This is a genomic window from Cyclobacteriaceae bacterium (assembly GCA_030584025.1).
Classification (GTDB): domain Bacteria; phylum Bacteroidota; class Bacteroidia; order Cytophagales; family Cyclobacteriaceae; genus UBA2336.
The window spans coordinates 3411091-3427746 of sequence record CP129487.1; the positions used below are offsets into that span (position 1 = coordinate 3411091).

Annotated in this window: 13 protein-coding genes; 8 read left to right on the forward strand and 5 right to left on the reverse strand. The window is 41.7% G+C overall.

Going from position 1 to position 16656, the window contains the following annotated elements; genetic code table 11:
• The first annotated feature begins 20 nt into the window (after positions 1–20).
• From QY309_15350 to QY309_15370, 5 genes are read left to right on the forward strand one after another with little or no spacing between them, the layout of a single operon-like run.
• A complete protein-coding gene (locus QY309_15350) occupies positions 21–632 on the forward strand; it encodes a hypothetical protein (protein ID WKZ59230.1) in 612 nt (203 codons plus the stop codon).
• 1 nt (position 633) lies between these two features.
• On the forward strand, positions 634–1119 hold the full coding sequence (locus QY309_15355) for a TnsA endonuclease N-terminal domain-containing protein (GenBank protein WKZ59231.1): 486 nt from the start codon (positions 634–636) through the stop codon (positions 1117–1119).
• Positions 1116–3098 carry a hypothetical protein gene (locus QY309_15360; GenBank protein WKZ59232.1) on the forward strand — a complete coding sequence of 661 codons (1983 nt, stop codon included), beginning with the start codon at positions 1116–1118 and terminating at the stop codon, positions 3096–3098. Before QY309_15355 ends, QY309_15360 begins: the two co-directional genes overlap by 4 nt.
• Before the next feature lie 4 nt (positions 3099–3102).
• Positions 3103–4539 carry a TniB family NTP-binding protein gene (locus tag QY309_15365; protein WKZ59233.1) on the forward strand — a complete coding sequence of 479 codons (1437 nt, stop codon included), beginning with the start codon at positions 3103–3105 and terminating at the stop codon, positions 4537–4539.
• Positions 4540–4548: 9 nt separating this feature from the next.
• Positions 4549–6243: a TnsD family Tn7-like transposition protein gene (locus QY309_15370; protein WKZ61709.1), complete on the forward strand. Its 1695-nt coding sequence runs from the start codon at positions 4549–4551 to the stop codon at positions 6241–6243.
• Between the two features lie 187 nt (positions 6244–6430).
• Here QY309_15370 and QY309_15375 read toward each other — a convergent pair whose 3' ends face one another.
• The gene (locus QY309_15375; GenBank protein ID WKZ59234.1) at positions 6431–7480 is read right to left on the reverse strand and encodes an IS481 family transposase; all 1050 of its coding nucleotides are present in this window, start codon (positions 7478–7480) and stop codon (positions 6431–6433) included.
• Between the two features lie 984 nt (positions 7481–8464).
• Here QY309_15375 and QY309_15380 point away from each other — a divergent pair.
• Positions 8465–9181 (forward strand): DUF2071 domain-containing protein, encoded by a 717-nt coding sequence (locus tag QY309_15380; GenBank protein WKZ59235.1) that lies wholly within the window; start codon positions 8465–8467, stop codon positions 9179–9181.
• Positions 9182–9280: 99 nt separating this feature from the next.
• Here QY309_15380 and QY309_15385 read toward each other — a convergent pair whose 3' ends face one another.
• The 3 genes from QY309_15385 to QY309_15395 form a co-directional block, all read right to left on the reverse strand.
• Entirely contained in the window at positions 9281–10951 is a 1671-nt protein-coding gene (locus tag QY309_15385) for a hypothetical protein (GenBank protein WKZ59236.1), read from the reverse strand.
• A 57-nt stretch (positions 10952–11008) separates the two neighbouring features.
• Complete coding sequence (locus QY309_15390) at positions 11009–13552, reverse strand: phosphoenolpyruvate carboxylase (protein ID WKZ61710.1); 2544 nt, start codon at positions 13550–13552, stop codon at positions 11009–11011.
• A 228-nt stretch (positions 13553–13780) separates the two neighbouring features.
• Positions 13781–14194, reverse strand: a complete 414-nt coding sequence (locus QY309_15395; GenBank protein WKZ59237.1) for a DUF1573 domain-containing protein — start codon at positions 14192–14194, stop codon at positions 13781–13783.
• Between the two features lie 152 nt (positions 14195–14346).
• On the opposite strand from QY309_15395, the gene QY309_15400 reads away from it, so the two are divergent.
• Positions 14347–15615 (forward strand): HAMP domain-containing sensor histidine kinase, encoded by a 1269-nt coding sequence (locus QY309_15400; protein ID WKZ59238.1) that lies wholly within the window; start codon positions 14347–14349, stop codon positions 15613–15615.
• Complete coding sequence (locus tag QY309_15405; GenBank protein ID WKZ59239.1) at positions 15612–16322, forward strand: response regulator transcription factor; 711 nt, start codon at positions 15612–15614, stop codon at positions 16320–16322. The genes QY309_15400 and QY309_15405 overlap by 4 nt, the downstream gene beginning before the upstream one ends.
• Here QY309_15405 and QY309_15410 read toward each other — a convergent pair.
• Positions 16300–16656 carry a response regulator gene (locus tag QY309_15410; GenBank protein ID WKZ59240.1) on the reverse strand — a complete coding sequence of 119 codons (357 nt, stop codon included), beginning with the start codon at positions 16654–16656 and terminating at the stop codon, positions 16300–16302. The genes QY309_15405 and QY309_15410 overlap by 23 nt on opposite strands.

Consider the following 16656-nt stretch of genomic DNA (forward strand, 5'->3'; position numbering starts at 1 on the left):
ACCATTTAAAATTTGACAAAATGAAAGATTTCAACCCCGCCTCCCCAAAAACCAATTCCACTCAAAAACGGGCTAATTCAATGACCTACAATGTTTCCCGAACCATCACAATTGTGAATCATGCATATGTAGTCAACATTGTTATGACCAAGTGGTACATACTCGGGTTCACTTTGAAACATGCGGGTGATGATTTTTTCATTCAGCCGGCAAAAGGATGGGGATCACCCTTACCTCCATGGATATATATTGATGCGCTTCCTCGTGTGAGCTCCGCACAAATCCCATTGACACCTTCCAGGTCAATAAGATCGTTGGCAAACAAAATCAAAAAAATTGTAAGCACTAAACTCAATTATGCTGCCGCTTACAACAACATTCTTGGCGTTGTAGCTCAATATAACTCAGATGTCGGTAAACCAAACCGCCTAGGCAAAAAGATAAAAAGCACTCTGCTACTCAAAACAAGAGCAAGCATATATACTCTTAAATGCCGAGGCCCTGTTAAGAATTATAAAGTGAAAATCAACTCCTCCATGAGTGGTGCGAGTGACATCAGCAGTGATTCGAATAGTATGTTGTCGATCTTGTGTGAATCTTTTCCGTATCTCAATAAGGTAATGTCATTATAAAATGAAAAATCGCACCTCAAACAAAACTCGCTTCAAGGAAAAAAGAAGTGAGGGAGACTTAGCGAATCATAAACCTTGGATACGCGTTCATGAAATTTCCTCAAAAGGCATTTCATGGCGGGCCTTTAGTAAGAAAACCAATCGGGTACATCACATGCTGTCAACGCTTGAATTGAGAGTATTTGAATATCTGGACAGGCATCCCAAAGTTCACGATATAAAAGAGCAATACAAACTCGATCCTGATCTAACCTATGGAATTGCTCATGACCTGGAAATCAATCATCCAGCATATCAAGGTGAGCAAGTCATTATGACTACTGACTTTTTTGTGATCCTGGAAAGCTCGCAGTTAGCGATTTCGGTTAAGCCACGAAATAAAATGAACAACCGGACACTTGAAAAATTCGAAATCGAGCAGGCCTACTGGAAGAAAAGGGGGATAAAATGGATTGTCTTGACTGAAGAAGAAATTAAGGAGTTATGAACATTGGTCAAAATATGCTTTTTCGATTTATTGATTCGGAAGAAATTCACCGGGTAATTTTGATTAATAATGTTGAAAAAAAGCTCTATCTATATGATTGCACAGCAAGCGAAAAATGTTTTCCAATGTTATTTGAAATTGATAGCATTGTTCAAAAGATTAAGGTTAAATCCATACTTATTCTCGATGAGGATCCCTATGATATTAATCTGGAAGAAAATCAATTATCCATAAAAGAAAAGGAATTAAGAGAAAAAGCATGGAATGCAATTAAAGACATCGCTGCCACAGAAGACATACTTGATCCTGTCTTACGTAATATCTTAGTTAAAACAACAATGCGCAAGCATGGGGTAAGCAGACCGTCTGTATACACTTGGCTACGTAAATATTGGAAACATGCATTAAATGCCAACGCATTATTGCCCTATTATGAAAATTGTGGAGCCCCGGGAAAAGAAAGAAAGTCCAGTATCAACGATAAGCAGCGTAAAGCAGTAAAGGCACAATACAAAGAACTTATAGGTAAAGGAATGACCTTGCGAGATGCTACGAGGCATTTTAATAGGAAGATTGTGGCTAAGAATAAGAAGTCTTATGTCAGGCTTAAGCCACATTCATTTTGGTATCATGGAACAAAAGATTTAACCAACAAGGAAAAGGCAATAATAAGGCATAAGGAGAAATGCTATAACAATGATTTAAGGATGCTTACGGGAAAGTCACTGGATCTGGTAACAGGGCCCTGCCAAATTTATCAGATTGACCCGTCTCCATCGGATATAAAAATTGTATCATCCGTTGACGGCAGATTCATTGGTCGTGCATATTTCTATATAATTCGTGACGTCTTTACCAAGGCATACTTCGTCTTTGTTACCCTTCATAACCCATCATATATCAGCGCTTGCCAGGCACTCTTTCATGCATTTCTACCCAGGCATATTCTTCAAAAGCAACTTGGCTTAGAAGATTTTCCTATTGGTAAGTCATGTCATTCGTTATGTGAATATCTGGTAGCTGATCGTCAAGAAATACTAGGTCCTAAATCCGATCAGATTGCCAAAGCATTTGATATGACAATTGGAAATACAACCGCATATAACCCGGCATTTAAAGGTGATGTAGAACGTGCAATAAGAATGATACATGACAGATTAAAATCCTTGTTTATTGGAAAGGGGCAGATTAATAAGGAATCAAACAGCAATGAAGAAGCCTGCTTCACTTTCTTGCAACTTAGTCAGGTTTGCTTCATGGTAGAGGATGAGCTAAACAACCATCACGTCCTAAAAGATCATTCATTGAGTATGGAAATGATACAAGATAAGGTGGAGAAAATCCCAATGAAAATTCACCAATGGTGTCAGGATAATACAAACTTTCAGGAACGTTATTGTAATGAAAAGAAGCTATGGTTAAATCTAATGGAAAGAAAGCAAATTACCCCTAATAGAAAGGGCATTAAACTAAATGGTTATCACTATGTCCCCCAAAATGAAACAGATCACTCTATAATGGAACAATTGATTTTGGCAAACAAAAAACGACCAATTGAAATAGTATATGACCCAAGAAATTACAGACAAATTTATTGGGTGCTTGATAATCGATTAGCCCCACTTCGTCTCCGTGGAAAACATGATCCGCAGTTTTTGAATGAATGGGAGGCCGTATATACGCTGGAAGATTACAAGGTCATTGATGCAGAAGGAATTGAACGGGAAGAATTAATTAAAGAAAGAAATGATGATTATTTGGAATCATCCATTTTGGTTCCACAATTTGAACATAAAGATCCCAATTTAAAAAATACGAAACTCGCCAGGGCTATTGAGAAAGAAATTGAAGTGCACGAGTATATTCCAAATCCAGCAGTTTTGGGGCAGTCAAAAGACAAAGTTGACGCTTTACGTAAAAAGCAAAGATTAAACAAACAACTCCCGCTCGCTAAATTAATTGAAAACTTAAATGACTAATCCAATGAAAAAAGAATCAGAAAATCCAGCACTTAATAACCTGGGAAAAAGAAAGGATCATGAATCATTTCTTAAGGCAATGGCGTCCAAATATGACCTTGCTCAGTATAGGTCTAAAAGCAATGAAGAGCGCAAAGACCGTCTTGCTGATTTTCTACAAGATTGGTACTATGTAAAATTTGTGTGCGCGCTGATCTATGACGCCTTTTATAATGTAATACGATCTTCCTATAGGGCCAGACCTACTGAAGCATTTATCCCAACTTTAATTGAGATAAGAGAATGGTACAAAGAAGCAAAAAAGACGAAGGTAAGCCCCAATCAAACTCTTAATAATACCGTCAATGGCTTTTCAATTCTGGGCATTTCCGGAATTGGTAAGTCAAGTCTGGTTAAACGGGTACTCCATACTGGCTTCAAGCAGATTTGCAAATTAGAGAATACCACTCAGCTTCAATTCATTATCACAAACTGTGTAGATACAGGCTCACTTAAAGACATCCTCAATAAGTTTATTGTTGGAATAGATGAACTAATTGGTACATCCTACCATAAAATTTATATCGCATCAAAAAAATATACTACGGAGTCACTAACGGCTATTGTTGCCAATTTATGCCATCTTCATTGTGTTGGGGTTTGGGTTATTGATGAGATCAATCACTTAACGAATGTTCCTTTTAAATCAAGGGGTCAAATTATTGCTTTTCTGAAAAATCTAAGTAATACAATTAACATACCGATAGTTCTTGTGGGCACCCCAGAAGCCTATACGTTATTAGCTGAGAATTTTCAAATAGCCAGACGGAGCCAGGGAATAAAATCATTCTTTCTTGAAAAATACGAGAATGACGCTGACTGGAAGAATTTAATGAAATCCATCTGGAAAAGAACTGTCGTACGAAAAAATGGACCGCTAACTGCTGAAATAATCAATTTATATTTCAAATATACACAAGGGATTATCTCACAAGTTGTGGCTTTACACCATAATTGTCAGGTTACAGCAATTGAAAGGGGTGTAGAAAAAATAACCAAAGAGATAATCCAAAAGGAGGGTGAAGAGATGCTGCTAACTGAAAAGGGAATAAGGGCTCTTGAAAGGAATAATCCGGAAGAGCTTAAATACTACGCTGATCTTTCTATGCAAACAATTATTCGGGTCAATAAGTTAATTGAAAATGCGGAAACACCCGAAGAACTTGCAAAAGGAATATTCTCTGAAGATATCCCGTATGCTGACAAGAAAAAGATAGCTGCTGCCACTTTAAGGGCATTAGACCTGCCAAAGCGAAACTCTAAGTCACGATCTGCATTACCGAAACCAAAGAAGAAATTTCCAGCAAAAAACGGTGTAAAAAAATCGGCAGAAGAAAATTACAAAGAACTTAAATCAAGAGGGTTAATTACAAAATTAAAAGATGAGCTTGGGAATGGTTGAGATAATATGATGACAAGCATAGTCCCCTACAAAGACGAAGTCCTCTTCAGTATTCTCGGAAGGCACAGAAGTCGTCTGTTGCTTTCCGGGATTACTTATTCCTCCACTTATCTGGGCAGGACGAATACGCGACTAGCTTTTGACCTACCCTCGGGCATAAGCAAATTGGTGCAGAGATTGATAGTTAGAGGAATAAACTCACCGGAAGAACTCGTATACAATCATACACTCTATCCGTACTATAAACCTTTCTTATCGGGTGAAAAACGGGTGAAAGTACTGAACTTGATGATTTCATCGTCAAACATTGTGCAAAATTACAAGCCTAAAGATTATTCAATAATCAGAAACCATAAAATAATTAACTATTGTCCAGTATGTATATCTCAAGACATAGAAGCATTTGGCGAAACCTATATACATAGAATCCATCAGATTCCGGGGTTGTTTATATGTCCATTCCACAACACGATTTTACATCAAATTCATCCTACCTTAATTAATGAGAAAGCTATTACCGACATAAATGAATTTATAGATGACCTCACTTTGGAAGTGGTAACAGTAACAGACAATAGGTTACTCAAAATCAATAATATTTTAGCACTACCGATTTTAAAGGAAACTCTGATCGATTATTCCAAATTTTACTATAAAGGGTTATTATATAATACTCCATATGAAAAATATGGAAGAATAGATCATGTAAAGCTCTCCCAATCATTCATCCAATTTTATTCCAAGAGCGCTTTGCAACGCGTACTCACTGAAAACCAGATGAACTTGAATTGGATTAAGATCATGATTTCAAAACCGAAAAACTATAATCATCCAGTCAGGCATCTGTTACTCTATAACTTCTTGAGTGAGACACCAAAGCAAATTATTGCACCTCCCTTCGGGAAAGGTCCATGGGTTTGCATAAATGCCACTTCAGCGCATTTTGGACAAAAAGTGATTGATTCAATTATAATAAAATATAACTGGAGATTGAAGAAAATGACTGGAATCTTAGCGTGCTCCTGTGGAATGGTATACCAAATCAGTCACATCAATAAAAACAATAAAATCGTGGATAGTATTAGGGTCAAGGACTATGGAAAGCTTTGGAGAACCAAGCTAAAAGAATTACTTGATAAGGGGCACTCACTTTATAAAATTTCTTCTGATCTAAGGGTCAATTTCAAACAAATCAAGAAACAAAAAAGTCTATTACTAACAAGTGAAACTAAATCGAAAAAAACTACGCTTAGTCAAAAACGAAAGGAATGGATCAATCTTATATCCACTCAAAAATCTGTTGAAAAGGCAAAACAAAAGGATATAAAACTCTATAAATGGCTATTGAAAAATGATTCCGATTGGTTTAAGGTATCGAACAAGTTACATACAATTAAAAAACATACTACCGGTGAACTCCGATTAAACTGGAAAGAGATCGATGAAAGAACAGTTGATGAAATAAAAAAGCATGTTCAATGGTTAAAGCTAAACAACTATAAAGGGCGTATTACAAAAAGTTTATTATCACATATCATAAAACGTGTCAATTATCTTTCACCTGAGAAACAGTCGCATTTGCCCAAAACATTAAATCTGTTAAAATCTATTTCGGAGTCAAGTGAGCAGCATCAAATTAACAGAATAATGGCATCAGTAAAAGATATTCTATCTGTTGCAGATCAACCATCACCTTACATGTAATAGCTAAGACTTGATCTGACAGTCAGGTAGGCATTCCTTCCTCAAAGGCAAAGGTAGCCACCGCTCCAAAGAAGTCAAGGGCTGCGCGAGTGGCCGCGCAAAATCCTACACACAGCCAAAGCCACCCTTGACTTCTTTTCCGCTTGCGGCTGTTTGCGGCCTATGAGGAAGCAATGCGGACGAGTGATCATGCTGATTCATAATTTTGATCAACCATCTTCTGGATAGCAAGCTCTTTGGAAGCCAGGAACGTTTCCCAGGGAGTTCTTCCAAAGCAATACTTTCCTGAGTGCGTTCTTTGCTCGTTGTATTCTTTGATCCACACATCAAGATCTGCCTGAAGTTCTTCCAGTGACTGATACAACTTTTTCCGGAAGGCCACCGCATAGAATTCATCCTGGATGGTCCGATGGAAGCGTTCGCAGATTCCGTTGCTCTGAGGACTTTTTACCTTCGTTTTTGAGTGTTCGATGTTTTCGATTCGTAGATAGAGCTCATATTCATGATACTCTGCTTTTCCGCAATATTCGGTGCCACGATCGGTAAGGACACGCAGCAATGGAATTTCCTGCTCCTCGAAGAATGGAACGACTTTGTCGTTTACCATATCTGCTGCGGTGATAGCGTTCTTACGATCATACAGCTTGGCAAAAGCAACTTTCGAATACGTATCAATGAAGGTCTGCTGATAGATTCTGCCTACCCCTTTGATATTGCCAACGTAGTAAGTATCCTGTGCGCCAAGATAGCCCGGATGTTCAGTCTCAATCTCTCCGAGGGCTTCGCGTTTTTCTCGCTTACGCTCCATGGCGATCATTTGTGCTTCGGTGAGAATGATTCCTTCCTGAGCAACCTTTGCTTCAAGCGCAGCTAGCCGTTTAGCGAAAGTCTCCATGTCGTGGCGCTGCCAAACGCAGCGCACGCCAGCAGGAGACACAAATACACCGCGCTTGCGAAGTTCATTGGCCACGCGCACCTGCCCTAGAGCGGGTTGATCGATAGCCATCCGGACAACGGCTTGCTCAACTTCTGGCTCGACACGATTCTTTGGAATAGCTTTCCTGCGACTGACCTCTTTCAAAGCCAGTTCACCACCTGTATCATAAAGCTCTTTGATTCTGTAGAAGCTGTCGCGGGAGTAACCCATCATCCGACATGCCTGGCTGACATTACCCAAATGTTCAGCTAAATTGATAAGACCTAATTTCGTTTTGATTAACTTCGTTTCTGTTCTCATTTTCTGACAGTTTAAAGGGTTTAACTTGATTGTTTGCACTTCTAAGTTAACCCAACTGTCAGATTAAGTCGAAACTACTTCACCTTACAAGGTTATGAGAAAGGCAGGGATGAAGTATCCTGTCTCTCAAAAGGTTAAAGACCTAATCGCCCTTCTAACCGAGCCGAAGCTAGCTTCTTAAGTAAATTTAGAATATCACTAAATTGGTCGAAAACGCGTGTTTAACTGGGAAACGACATTATTGTAAAATCAGGGTATGTTGCCCATCGCTCTAGGAAACAACATTATTGTAAATTTGCGGAAAACGACTTTGTTGTTAATGCACATTTTTTCTCTTTACAGGGCATATGATCAAATCAAAATTTACAATATGGACATGGCCGTTTGTATTTGTATTGACTATACTACCTATTAAAATGCTTAATACTGTTTATAACATCGTAATTAATAACTTATCGAATCTTACCGACTTGACAACAGTTGTTCAGATAATTATTTTGACTTTCACCATCTTTTTTCTTCTGCTGATGCTAGAACGACACACCAGGGGCTATGTAATTCACAATGACACGTTAGAGATCAAATATCTCTTAGGGCTTTCAAAAAGAAGTTTTGACTATAAGGACTTGAAATTTGCGTATTATAGTTGGACTACGAAACTTATTCTTATCGAACTTCCCAATGGTAGACAATTGACATTGGGAAAAAGTCAGTACTTAAACTTTGACAAAATAGTAGAAGTACTTAAGGAAAGAGTTCCGAATGATAATTTGAAACTTAAGTTTGTAAATGGACTGACAATATTTATTGTAGTTACTTCACTATTGCTTTTTCTGATGATATTCCAACTAGGAAAGGGTTGAAAAAGAAAAACTTAAAAAGCAGACGTTATCATAATACGGAGTAAAATTGATACAAGGACACAATAAAAAAGTTTCACCTCTCATGTAGCGGCATAATTGAATCTTACATTTCTTCTCCACAATGTCCGAAACCAAAACCTTCCTCCAAGCCGAATGGCGCAAACTGGCGATGGCCAACTATGCGGTTAAATCCGAGTTGCTGTTGCCTTTTGTGCCCGCTAAAACAGAACTGGATTTTTGGAACAACACCTGCTACGTGAGTTTGGTGGGATTCATGTTTTTAAATACCCGCGTGTTGGGAATCAAGGTTCCGTTTCATGTCAATTTTGAAGAAGTAAACCTGCGCTTTTATGTGCGTTATCAGGATGCCGGTGAGTGGAAACGCGGAGTGGTGTTTATCAAAGAGATTGTGCCACGGGCCGCGCTAACCTTGGTAGCCAATACGTTGTATGGCGAACACTACGAAACCATGCCCATGCAACACACCTGGAAAACTGAAGCTAATACGTTAAAAGTTGAATACCGCTGGAAGAAATCATTGTGGCATACGTTTTCAGTTGAAGCGGATTCAAAAGCCATTCCGCTGAAGACCGGAAGTGAAGCGGAATTCATTACCGAACATTACTGGGGCTATACCAAAATCAATACCCATAAAACCTCCGAATACCAGGTGGAGCATCCACGGTGGGAAATCTATCCAACCCGGAACTATTCAATTGATGTTGATTTCGGAAAAGTATACGGATCCGGATTTTCATTTCTCTCAACGGAAAAGCCGGTTTCGGTATTTCTGGCAGAGGGTTCTGAAATAAAGGTAAAGGCTGGCAAAAAGATTTAAGTAATGCAAAGGCCACCAAGACTCAAAGGCACAAAGTTTTTGGATCTGCGAACCACAGAAAGTGATTATTTGCTTTATGATTTCGTGCCTTAGTGGCGCTTAGTAATTCTTATAAAACTCCCGCAACTTCGCAGTCAGTTGGTCATAAATCGGGCGGGTAAACTCGATGAATAACTCCTGAGGTTGAGGCGGCAACTGTTCCTTTTGCTTACTGATTTGCAATTGCTTAGGCGTTAAGGCACGCTCATCCCCGTTAAAGGTTGCCCACTCCGACACCCACACAAATTCACCGGGCATTTTTTCAACCGCCAGTATGCGGTTGGATGGCAATTCAATAATCTGAAAATTCACCAATCCTTTTGATGTGGTGGTTTTGCGCGAATAGTAATACGTGGCTTTCACCGAACCATACACTTTCACCGTGTCATCCGTAATATTCAGTTGTCCGTTTAATGCCTCCGCATCATGTACCAATCGGTCAAATCTTTCGGTTGATGCATATTGCGCTCCTCCATTTCCACTGCCCTTCCCTTTGTTGTCATTTTTCTTGTCGGAATTTCCCTTTCCTTTTTCATCTTCACATTTACCCAACACATCGCCATGCGCCAAATGGGCTGCCAGCGCATTTTTGGAAATGGTGAGGGTATGTTTAGCTGCCGGGTTTCCAGGTGGAATATGACAAACCGTTACGCGATCCTTCTCATCAATTTTCTCTTCAAAGTCATCATCACCGGGTAAGGGCTCTACATCTTTGGGTTTATCTGCCGGGTCATCTTTGGGCTCGTCCTTCTTGTCATCTTTCGGTTCATCCTTAGGTTCCTCTTTTTTGTCATCAGCAGGTTTTTCATCTTTCTTATCATCAACGGGCTTTTCGTCTTTCGGCTGATCTTCGGGCTTTTCCGTATCCTTTGGCTTATCGGTTCCATCGGCCGGCTTCTCTGTCACAGGTGTTTGGGCCACATAGGTAGCCATCACAATGCTGTCTTTCGTGAGTGCGTACTCTTTCTCATACAGAAATACTTCGCCTACAGCAAACTCATCAAACGAAATCTTGACTATATGATCCGGAGTAAGGTTAATGGTTTGGGCTTCTCTCAATGTGTAAAATTTTACAAACTCACTGATAGACGTGCTGTGCAAAAACTCAGAAACTTTATCGTTAAAGAAATCTGCGCTTACACCGATGTTGCGTGTTTGTACGGGTATCGGCTCTACCAACACCTTTACGGTAGCAGCCCACAAAGCGGCCTTTAACATATCCTGAACATCTTTATAGCCGGGCACAAACGCTTCCACTTGTTGAAAGTGCCGATACGCTTCTTTTGCCTTATCTCGATTTTTAATTGCGAGTGCAGCTACTCCCGCATCGTAGCGCTCCGCTGCAGCCTGCTGTTTGGCCTCAGCAAGCTTATCGTAATAATTTACCGGGTTCGGAATTACGCGTAACGCTCCGGGGGAGCGCCTGATTTCATCGTACATCACATTGATGGTGCTGTAGGCATTCACCACATTCGACCATTTGAATTGTACGTTTGAGGCCAATGCGGCTTTCGCCTGATCTTCATAGTACGCAACAGCAAGTGGATACGCCTCCCGAAGTGTTTCAACAGATTTCTTATGATCCTGATCTCTTCGCAAGCGGTTGGTGGATGTCATGACGGCATCAAAATAATTTCCACGAACGAATGACTTCTTACCGGATGAGCAAGAATCAAAAACCAGCAATGCAATAAGCAAAAGGCCAGAAAGGATGGGTAAACAGGTTTTCATGGGCGTTTTACATGAAGGTACATATTTCAGGCCAGTGTGAACACTGTACTGAATATATTAAGCCGAGTTTCGGGCGGCATTAATAATTCCAAACATGCAACGCAATACCAGTTTTTGATACGCTTTGGTGTGCTTCTTATCATCTGCATTGCGTAAACGCTGCAACGCAAATTGCTGAATGGCAATAAGCGGCAACACAATACGCTCGCGTAGTTTTATTGAGTCACGGTTCAACGGATTATTCTGCATCAGCTCATCTAATGTGGTAACTTCCAGTACCCGCTTGCACGCGAGCTTGTATTCATCAAACATCATGCTCCAGAACGCACCGAACTCATCATCTTTTGACAGGTAACGTGTAGCCGGATAATACGTTTTGGTCAGCGACATCATGCTGTTGGCCAGTAACGTTCTGAAAAATAAGGAACGCTTGTACAAGTTTTTTAGCTTGGTATACTGGCCGTGCTGCTTCATTTCTTCCAGCGCAGATCCAACACCATAAAAACCGGGAATGTTTTGTTTCATCTGCGCCCACGCACCCACAAACGGAATTGCACGGAGATCTTCAAACTTCAACCCGTCAGCGGCATTACGTTTCACCGGTCGTGAACCGATGTTGGTTTCACCAAAAAAGGAAAGTGGTGTAATCTTCTCCAGGTAGGGAACAAACTTATCATCATGCTTGAGTTTCAGGTAGGCCTGGTAGCCGGCTTCCGCAAGTTCATCCAATAGTTGCTTATCCTCCTTGGTTAATTCGGTGGCCTCCTCCCCAAAAACCTCCCGCTCCACGCCTGCTGAAAGCAGTTGCTCCAGACTGAAGCGACACGAATTAATCTTGCCGAAACCGGAGCTGATGGTTTGTCCTTGCACCGTTAGCTGCACTTCGTGATCTTCTATCGAACTTCCCAGCGAGGCATAAAAATCGTGCGTGTTGCCACCCCCACGTGCCGGTGGTCCACCCCGGCCATCAAAGAATACCACCGTTACATCATGCTGCCGCGAAATGCGTGTGAGGTTTTCCTTGGCCCTGAAAATAGACCAATTGGCGCGCAGGTATCCGCCATCTTTTGTGCCATCCGAAAAACCCACCATGATGGTTTGCTTGTTGCCTCGCTTTTGCAAATGCTTTTTGTATTCCGGTAAACTATACAGCCTCTCCATCACCTCACCCGCATGCGCCAGATCATCGATGGTTTCAAATAACGGAACAATGTCAAGGGCAACACCTTGCCGTGTGCCCATGGCCAATCGCGCCAGTTGAAATACGCTGATGATGTCTTTTACTGATCCGCAGTTGCTGATCACATACCGATGGCAAGCCTCTTCACCATTTTGTAGTTGTATCTCCCCGATGGTATACACCGTATCAATCAGCTCACGCACAAACGGATCTTTCACTTTTACTTTCTTCAGGTCGATATTCGTTTTCAGCAATTGCTTTACCTGCTGTTCTTCACTGAGTGAATCAAAATCCTTCACTTTCTGCGCTGCAAAAATTTCCTTCCATGCATGCGCATGCTTGCGACTGTCCTGGCGCACATCCATACCTGCAAAAAAGAAACCGAACATCTTCACCTTAACAATAAATGCATCCAGTTGCTCCACGAATAATCCCTGGTGCTCATTCACCAATAACTCACGGATGCGAAAAAGTACAGCCAGCAATTCATCTGATTTACGATAACCTTTGCCCGCATAATAAATAGCTTCGTACACGTTGCGTTCTGCCTCCACCACAAGCGCATCCACTCCGCGGAAGGTTAACCTGCGTCTGAGAATACGCAGGTCGCGATGGTAGCACTTTAAAATCGTTTCTTTTAAACGTGCCGATACTTTCAACGTGATGTCGTGGGTAACAAACGGATTTCCGTCCCGATCACCACCCGGCCAGAACCCAATACTGAGCAGGTTAAAGTTTTTCCATTCCTGAGGGGTTTGACCAAGTGCACGAATCAGTCGCGAAACAATTTCAGGTGCAGCATGATAAAACACATTTTCCAGATACCAGCACAAGCTAACAGCCTCCTCAAATGGGGAAGGCTTTTCGCGATTGATGATGGGTGTTTTGCCTAATTGCTGCAAGAGCGAATTTATATCAGCCAGGTTATCATGACGAATGGCTTGCTCCAGGTCGTTGATGATGGCCAACACATTGCCCGGATAAAACTGTGTGGGGTGAGCGGTAAGCACCACCCGTACACTGAATTGTTCTAATTTCTTTCTGAGCTTTTGAAGCTTCTCTTCCGAAGAGGCACGCAACAGCAAAGCAGAGACAGTACCTTTTCCGTTCAGGTCGTTAACTTTATCAAAGGCAGCATCTTCAATGGAATCGAAAAGCACCACCTGGCGCTCGGCATATTGAATGAAGCTGAATAGGAGATCAGATTTTTCTTCGGGCGAAGCCTTAGGAGCAAAGTCGCTAAAAAACTGCTCCACAATATCTTGCGGATCTTTTCCTTTCTCGAATCCCTCCTCGGCATATTGTTGCACAAAAGGCAACAAGGTTCCGGTTCGGTAGATTTTACTGAAGGGCAGGTTTAAGAAAAGACTGTTGTAAATGTGGTATCGGGTAGAGACGATTTGATCAAATGCTGAAGCCATGAACAAATCTACTTCCTGATGCACAGATTACCCAACTGTTTTGCAAATCTGTTGTGTGCTCCAGGGCCGCCTGCCTTTGCGTAGCCGCATCGGCTAGGCAGGCATGGCCCCGCACATCTGATCATCGCTGCTTTCTATCCACACATTCCCTGCCAGTCCAAGGATAGAAAGAGGCGCTGCTCAGATGTGCTGAAAATTTTTAGGCCATATTAGTTTAAGCGGAAACTGTTACTCCACTACCTCTCCCTTTATGGTAAGCAACACTGCACTTTCAGATGTGTTCGCAGTAATGGTTACCGTTTTGGAAAACACACCTGCTTTGGCTGCATTGTAGGTGGCCTTCACAAAGCCTGTGCCTCCCGCAGGAATCGGATCTTTGGTATACTCCGTTACGGTGCATCCACAAGATGCTTTAACAGCAGCAATTACAAGCGGCTCATCGCCAGAATTGGTGAAGGTAAACTCATGCGCTACCGGTTCGTTCAGTTTGATCTTGCCAAAATCATACACAGTCTCATCCCATGCAAAAGCCGCATCCGCGATGCGAACAATGGGTGAGGTATTCGTTGTCAGGGCTAACTGTTGGGCTACGGCTACCATAGCTACTACGGTGGCCAGCATTAAAATGATGGTTTTTTTCATTGGTGATAATTGATTGAGTTGAAACATGTGTTTCCGATCGGTGAGTCAAAACACGGGAAAACGCGTTGCATCAGGTGTTAATGGATTGGTAACAAATGTTAATGACTTGTTAAACCTTGTTAGTCCGCTAAATTTCCTTGTACTTTTAAGTTGTGAAAAGCTCCACCATCCGGTTTATCGTTGTACTGGCCACGATCAGCATCCTGGGTATTTCCATCACCCAGATTTATTGGGTGAAACGTGCCTTTGGATTAAAGGAAGCTGAATTCGATCGGCAGGTAAACACGGCCTTATTCAATGTGGCGTCACAGATTTTTTCACTCAACAACACACCCTCTCCTGCCAACAATCCGGTAAAACAAATCTCCACCAACTATTATGTGGTGATGGTGAACAGTGACATTGACGCTAACCTGTTGGAGTTTTTATTGCGCTCGGAATTTGAAAAGCGAAACATCCAAGCCGATTTTGAATACGGCATTTACGACTGTACCCACGAAAAAATGGTGTATGGAAACTACGTGAAGTTAAGTGATAAGGTCAGCAAACGAGAACAGAATCCAAACCTGCCCAAATGGGTAAATGCCGGTTACTATTTTGGCGTGCAATTTCCCAACCGTGAGGCACAGATTTTAAACCAGATGGGCATTTGGTCATTTTCATCTGCTGTATTGCTGATTGTAATTGTGTTTTTTGGCTACACGTTGTTTGTTATTCTTAAACAGAAACGTCTTTCTGAAATACAGAAAGATTTCATCAACAACATGACGCATGAATTTAAAACGCCCATTTCTACCATTGCCGTCTCAACGGAAGTATTGAAAGACACAAACATTGTGCAGCAGCCTGATCGCTTATTGCAGTACGCCACCATTATCGAAAATGAAAACAAACGGTTAAAGCAACACGTTGAACGCGTACTGCAAATGGCCAAACTGGATAAGGAAGATGTTGGCCTGAAAAAAGAAACCGTTAACCTGCACGAGATCATACACGAAGTGGTTCAAAGTATCGACCTCGCCTTGCGCGAAAAGCAAGGTTCGATTCACCTGCGTTTAAACGCTTCTTCAGCTAACCTACAGGCCGACCGGCATCACCTCACCAACGTGATTTTCAATTTGCTAGACAACGCCATAAAGTATTGTACAAACCAGCCTTCCATCACCATTCAAACCGAGTTAAATGGAAGCAACATTTCCCTAACCGTTCAAGACAACGGAATTGGCATCAGCGATGAAAACAAAAGACGAATTTTTCAAAAATTCTATCGCGTGCCCACCGGAAACGTGCATGATGTAAAAGGTTTTGGGCTTGGCTTGCATTATGTGAAACAAATTGTTGAGGCCCATCGTGGAAGGATTACCGTAGCCAGCGAACCCGGAAAGGGCTGCGCATTTACCATTTTATTACCAACCACATGAGTAAACCCACCATTCTTGTTGTTGAAGATGATCCGAACCTGGGGTTTGTTATCCAGGACAACCTGAGCATGCAAGGCTATGCCGTTACGCTGGGGCGTGATGGTGAGGAGGGATTAAAACTTTTTCAGGAACAAAAATTTCAGCTTTGTATTCTCGATGTGATGATGCCCAAAAAAGATGGGTTCAGTCTGGCGCGGGCCATACGTGAGCACAACCGTGATGTTCCCATTTTATTTCTTACCGCCAAAGCCATGACGGAAGATAAACTGGAAGGCTTTCGCACCGGAGCGGATGACTACATCACCAAACCGTTTAGCCTCGAAGAATTATTTTGCCGGGTTGAGGTATTTCTCAAGCGAGCCAAATCAAACAACGACCCTGACAAAACCATTGCTTTAGGCGCTTATCAATTTGATTACGCAAATTTCAAATTGAAAAATCATGAAAGCGAACGCACGCTCACTTCGCGTGAAGCAGAAGTACTTCGGTTGTTATTCGTTCACCGCGACCGTGTGCTTAAGCGTGATGAGATTCTAAAATCAGTTTGGGGTGATGACGACTATTTTTTAGGGCGAAGCATGGATGTGTTCATCTCTAAACTGCGCAAGTATTTAAAAGATGACCCAACCGTTCAAATTGTGAATTACCACGGAGTTGGATTTAAACTGGAAATTGCCCAGCCGGTTAGCCCCGCACCTCGCGGATAACTTTTCGTAAACGCTCTACGCTTACCGGTTTCGAAACAAACGCATGTACACCGGCCTTCATGGCCATGGTCACCACTTCTTCCTGATTATCAGAAGAGATCATGATGACGGGAGTTTTCTTTCCCTGCTCCTTATGTACAAAATCCAAAACAGCATCGCCATTCACATAGGGCATGTGAATATCAGTCACAATCAGGTCATAATCGTTTTGAGCCAATAAGTCCAACGCTTTTTGTCCGTTGTTAACCAAAGTGGCTTCAATACCTTCTTCGGCCATCGCCACTTCAATTACCTTTAGCACTACTTTATCGTCTTCGCAAACCAAGGCTTTCAT

Bases quoted from the DNA above. Each gene is read 5' to 3' on its own strand.
- QY309_15360 (WKZ59232.1), top strand. From the start codon at position 1,116: ATGAACATTGGTCAAAATATGCTTTTTCGATTTATTGATTCGGAAGAA.
- QY309_15375 (WKZ59234.1), bottom strand. From the start codon at position 7,480: ATGAGAACAGAAACGAAGTTAATCAAAACGAAATTAGGTCTTATCAAT.
- QY309_15370 (WKZ61709.1), top strand. From the start codon at position 4,549: ATGACAAGCATAGTCCCCTACAAAGACGAAGTCCTCTTCAGTATTCTC.
- QY309_15395 (WKZ59237.1), bottom strand. From the start codon at position 14,194: ATGAAAAAAACCATCATTTTAATGCTGGCCACCGTAGTAGCTATGGTA.
- QY309_15380 (WKZ59235.1), top strand. From the start codon at position 8,465: ATGTCCGAAACCAAAACCTTCCTCCAAGCCGAATGGCGCAAACTGGCG.
- QY309_15390 (WKZ61710.1), bottom strand. From the start codon at position 13,552: ATGGCTTCAGCATTTGATCAAATCGTCTCTACCCGATACCACATTTAC.
- QY309_15385 (WKZ59236.1), bottom strand. From the start codon at position 10,951: ATGAAAACCTGTTTACCCATCCTTTCTGGCCTTTTGCTTATTGCATTG.
- QY309_15410 (WKZ59240.1), bottom strand. From the start codon at position 16,656: ATGAAAGCCTTGGTTTGCGAAGACGATAAAGTAGTGCTAAAGGTAATT.
- QY309_15365 (WKZ59233.1), top strand. From the start codon at position 3,103: ATGAAAAAAGAATCAGAAAATCCAGCACTTAATAACCTGGGAAAAAGA.
- QY309_15355 (WKZ59231.1), top strand. From the start codon at position 634: ATGAAAAATCGCACCTCAAACAAAACTCGCTTCAAGGAAAAAAGAAGT.
- QY309_15405 (WKZ59239.1), top strand. From the start codon at position 15,612: ATGAGTAAACCCACCATTCTTGTTGTTGAAGATGATCCGAACCTGGGG.
- QY309_15350 (WKZ59230.1), top strand. From the start codon at position 21: ATGAAAGATTTCAACCCCGCCTCCCCAAAAACCAATTCCACTCAAAAA.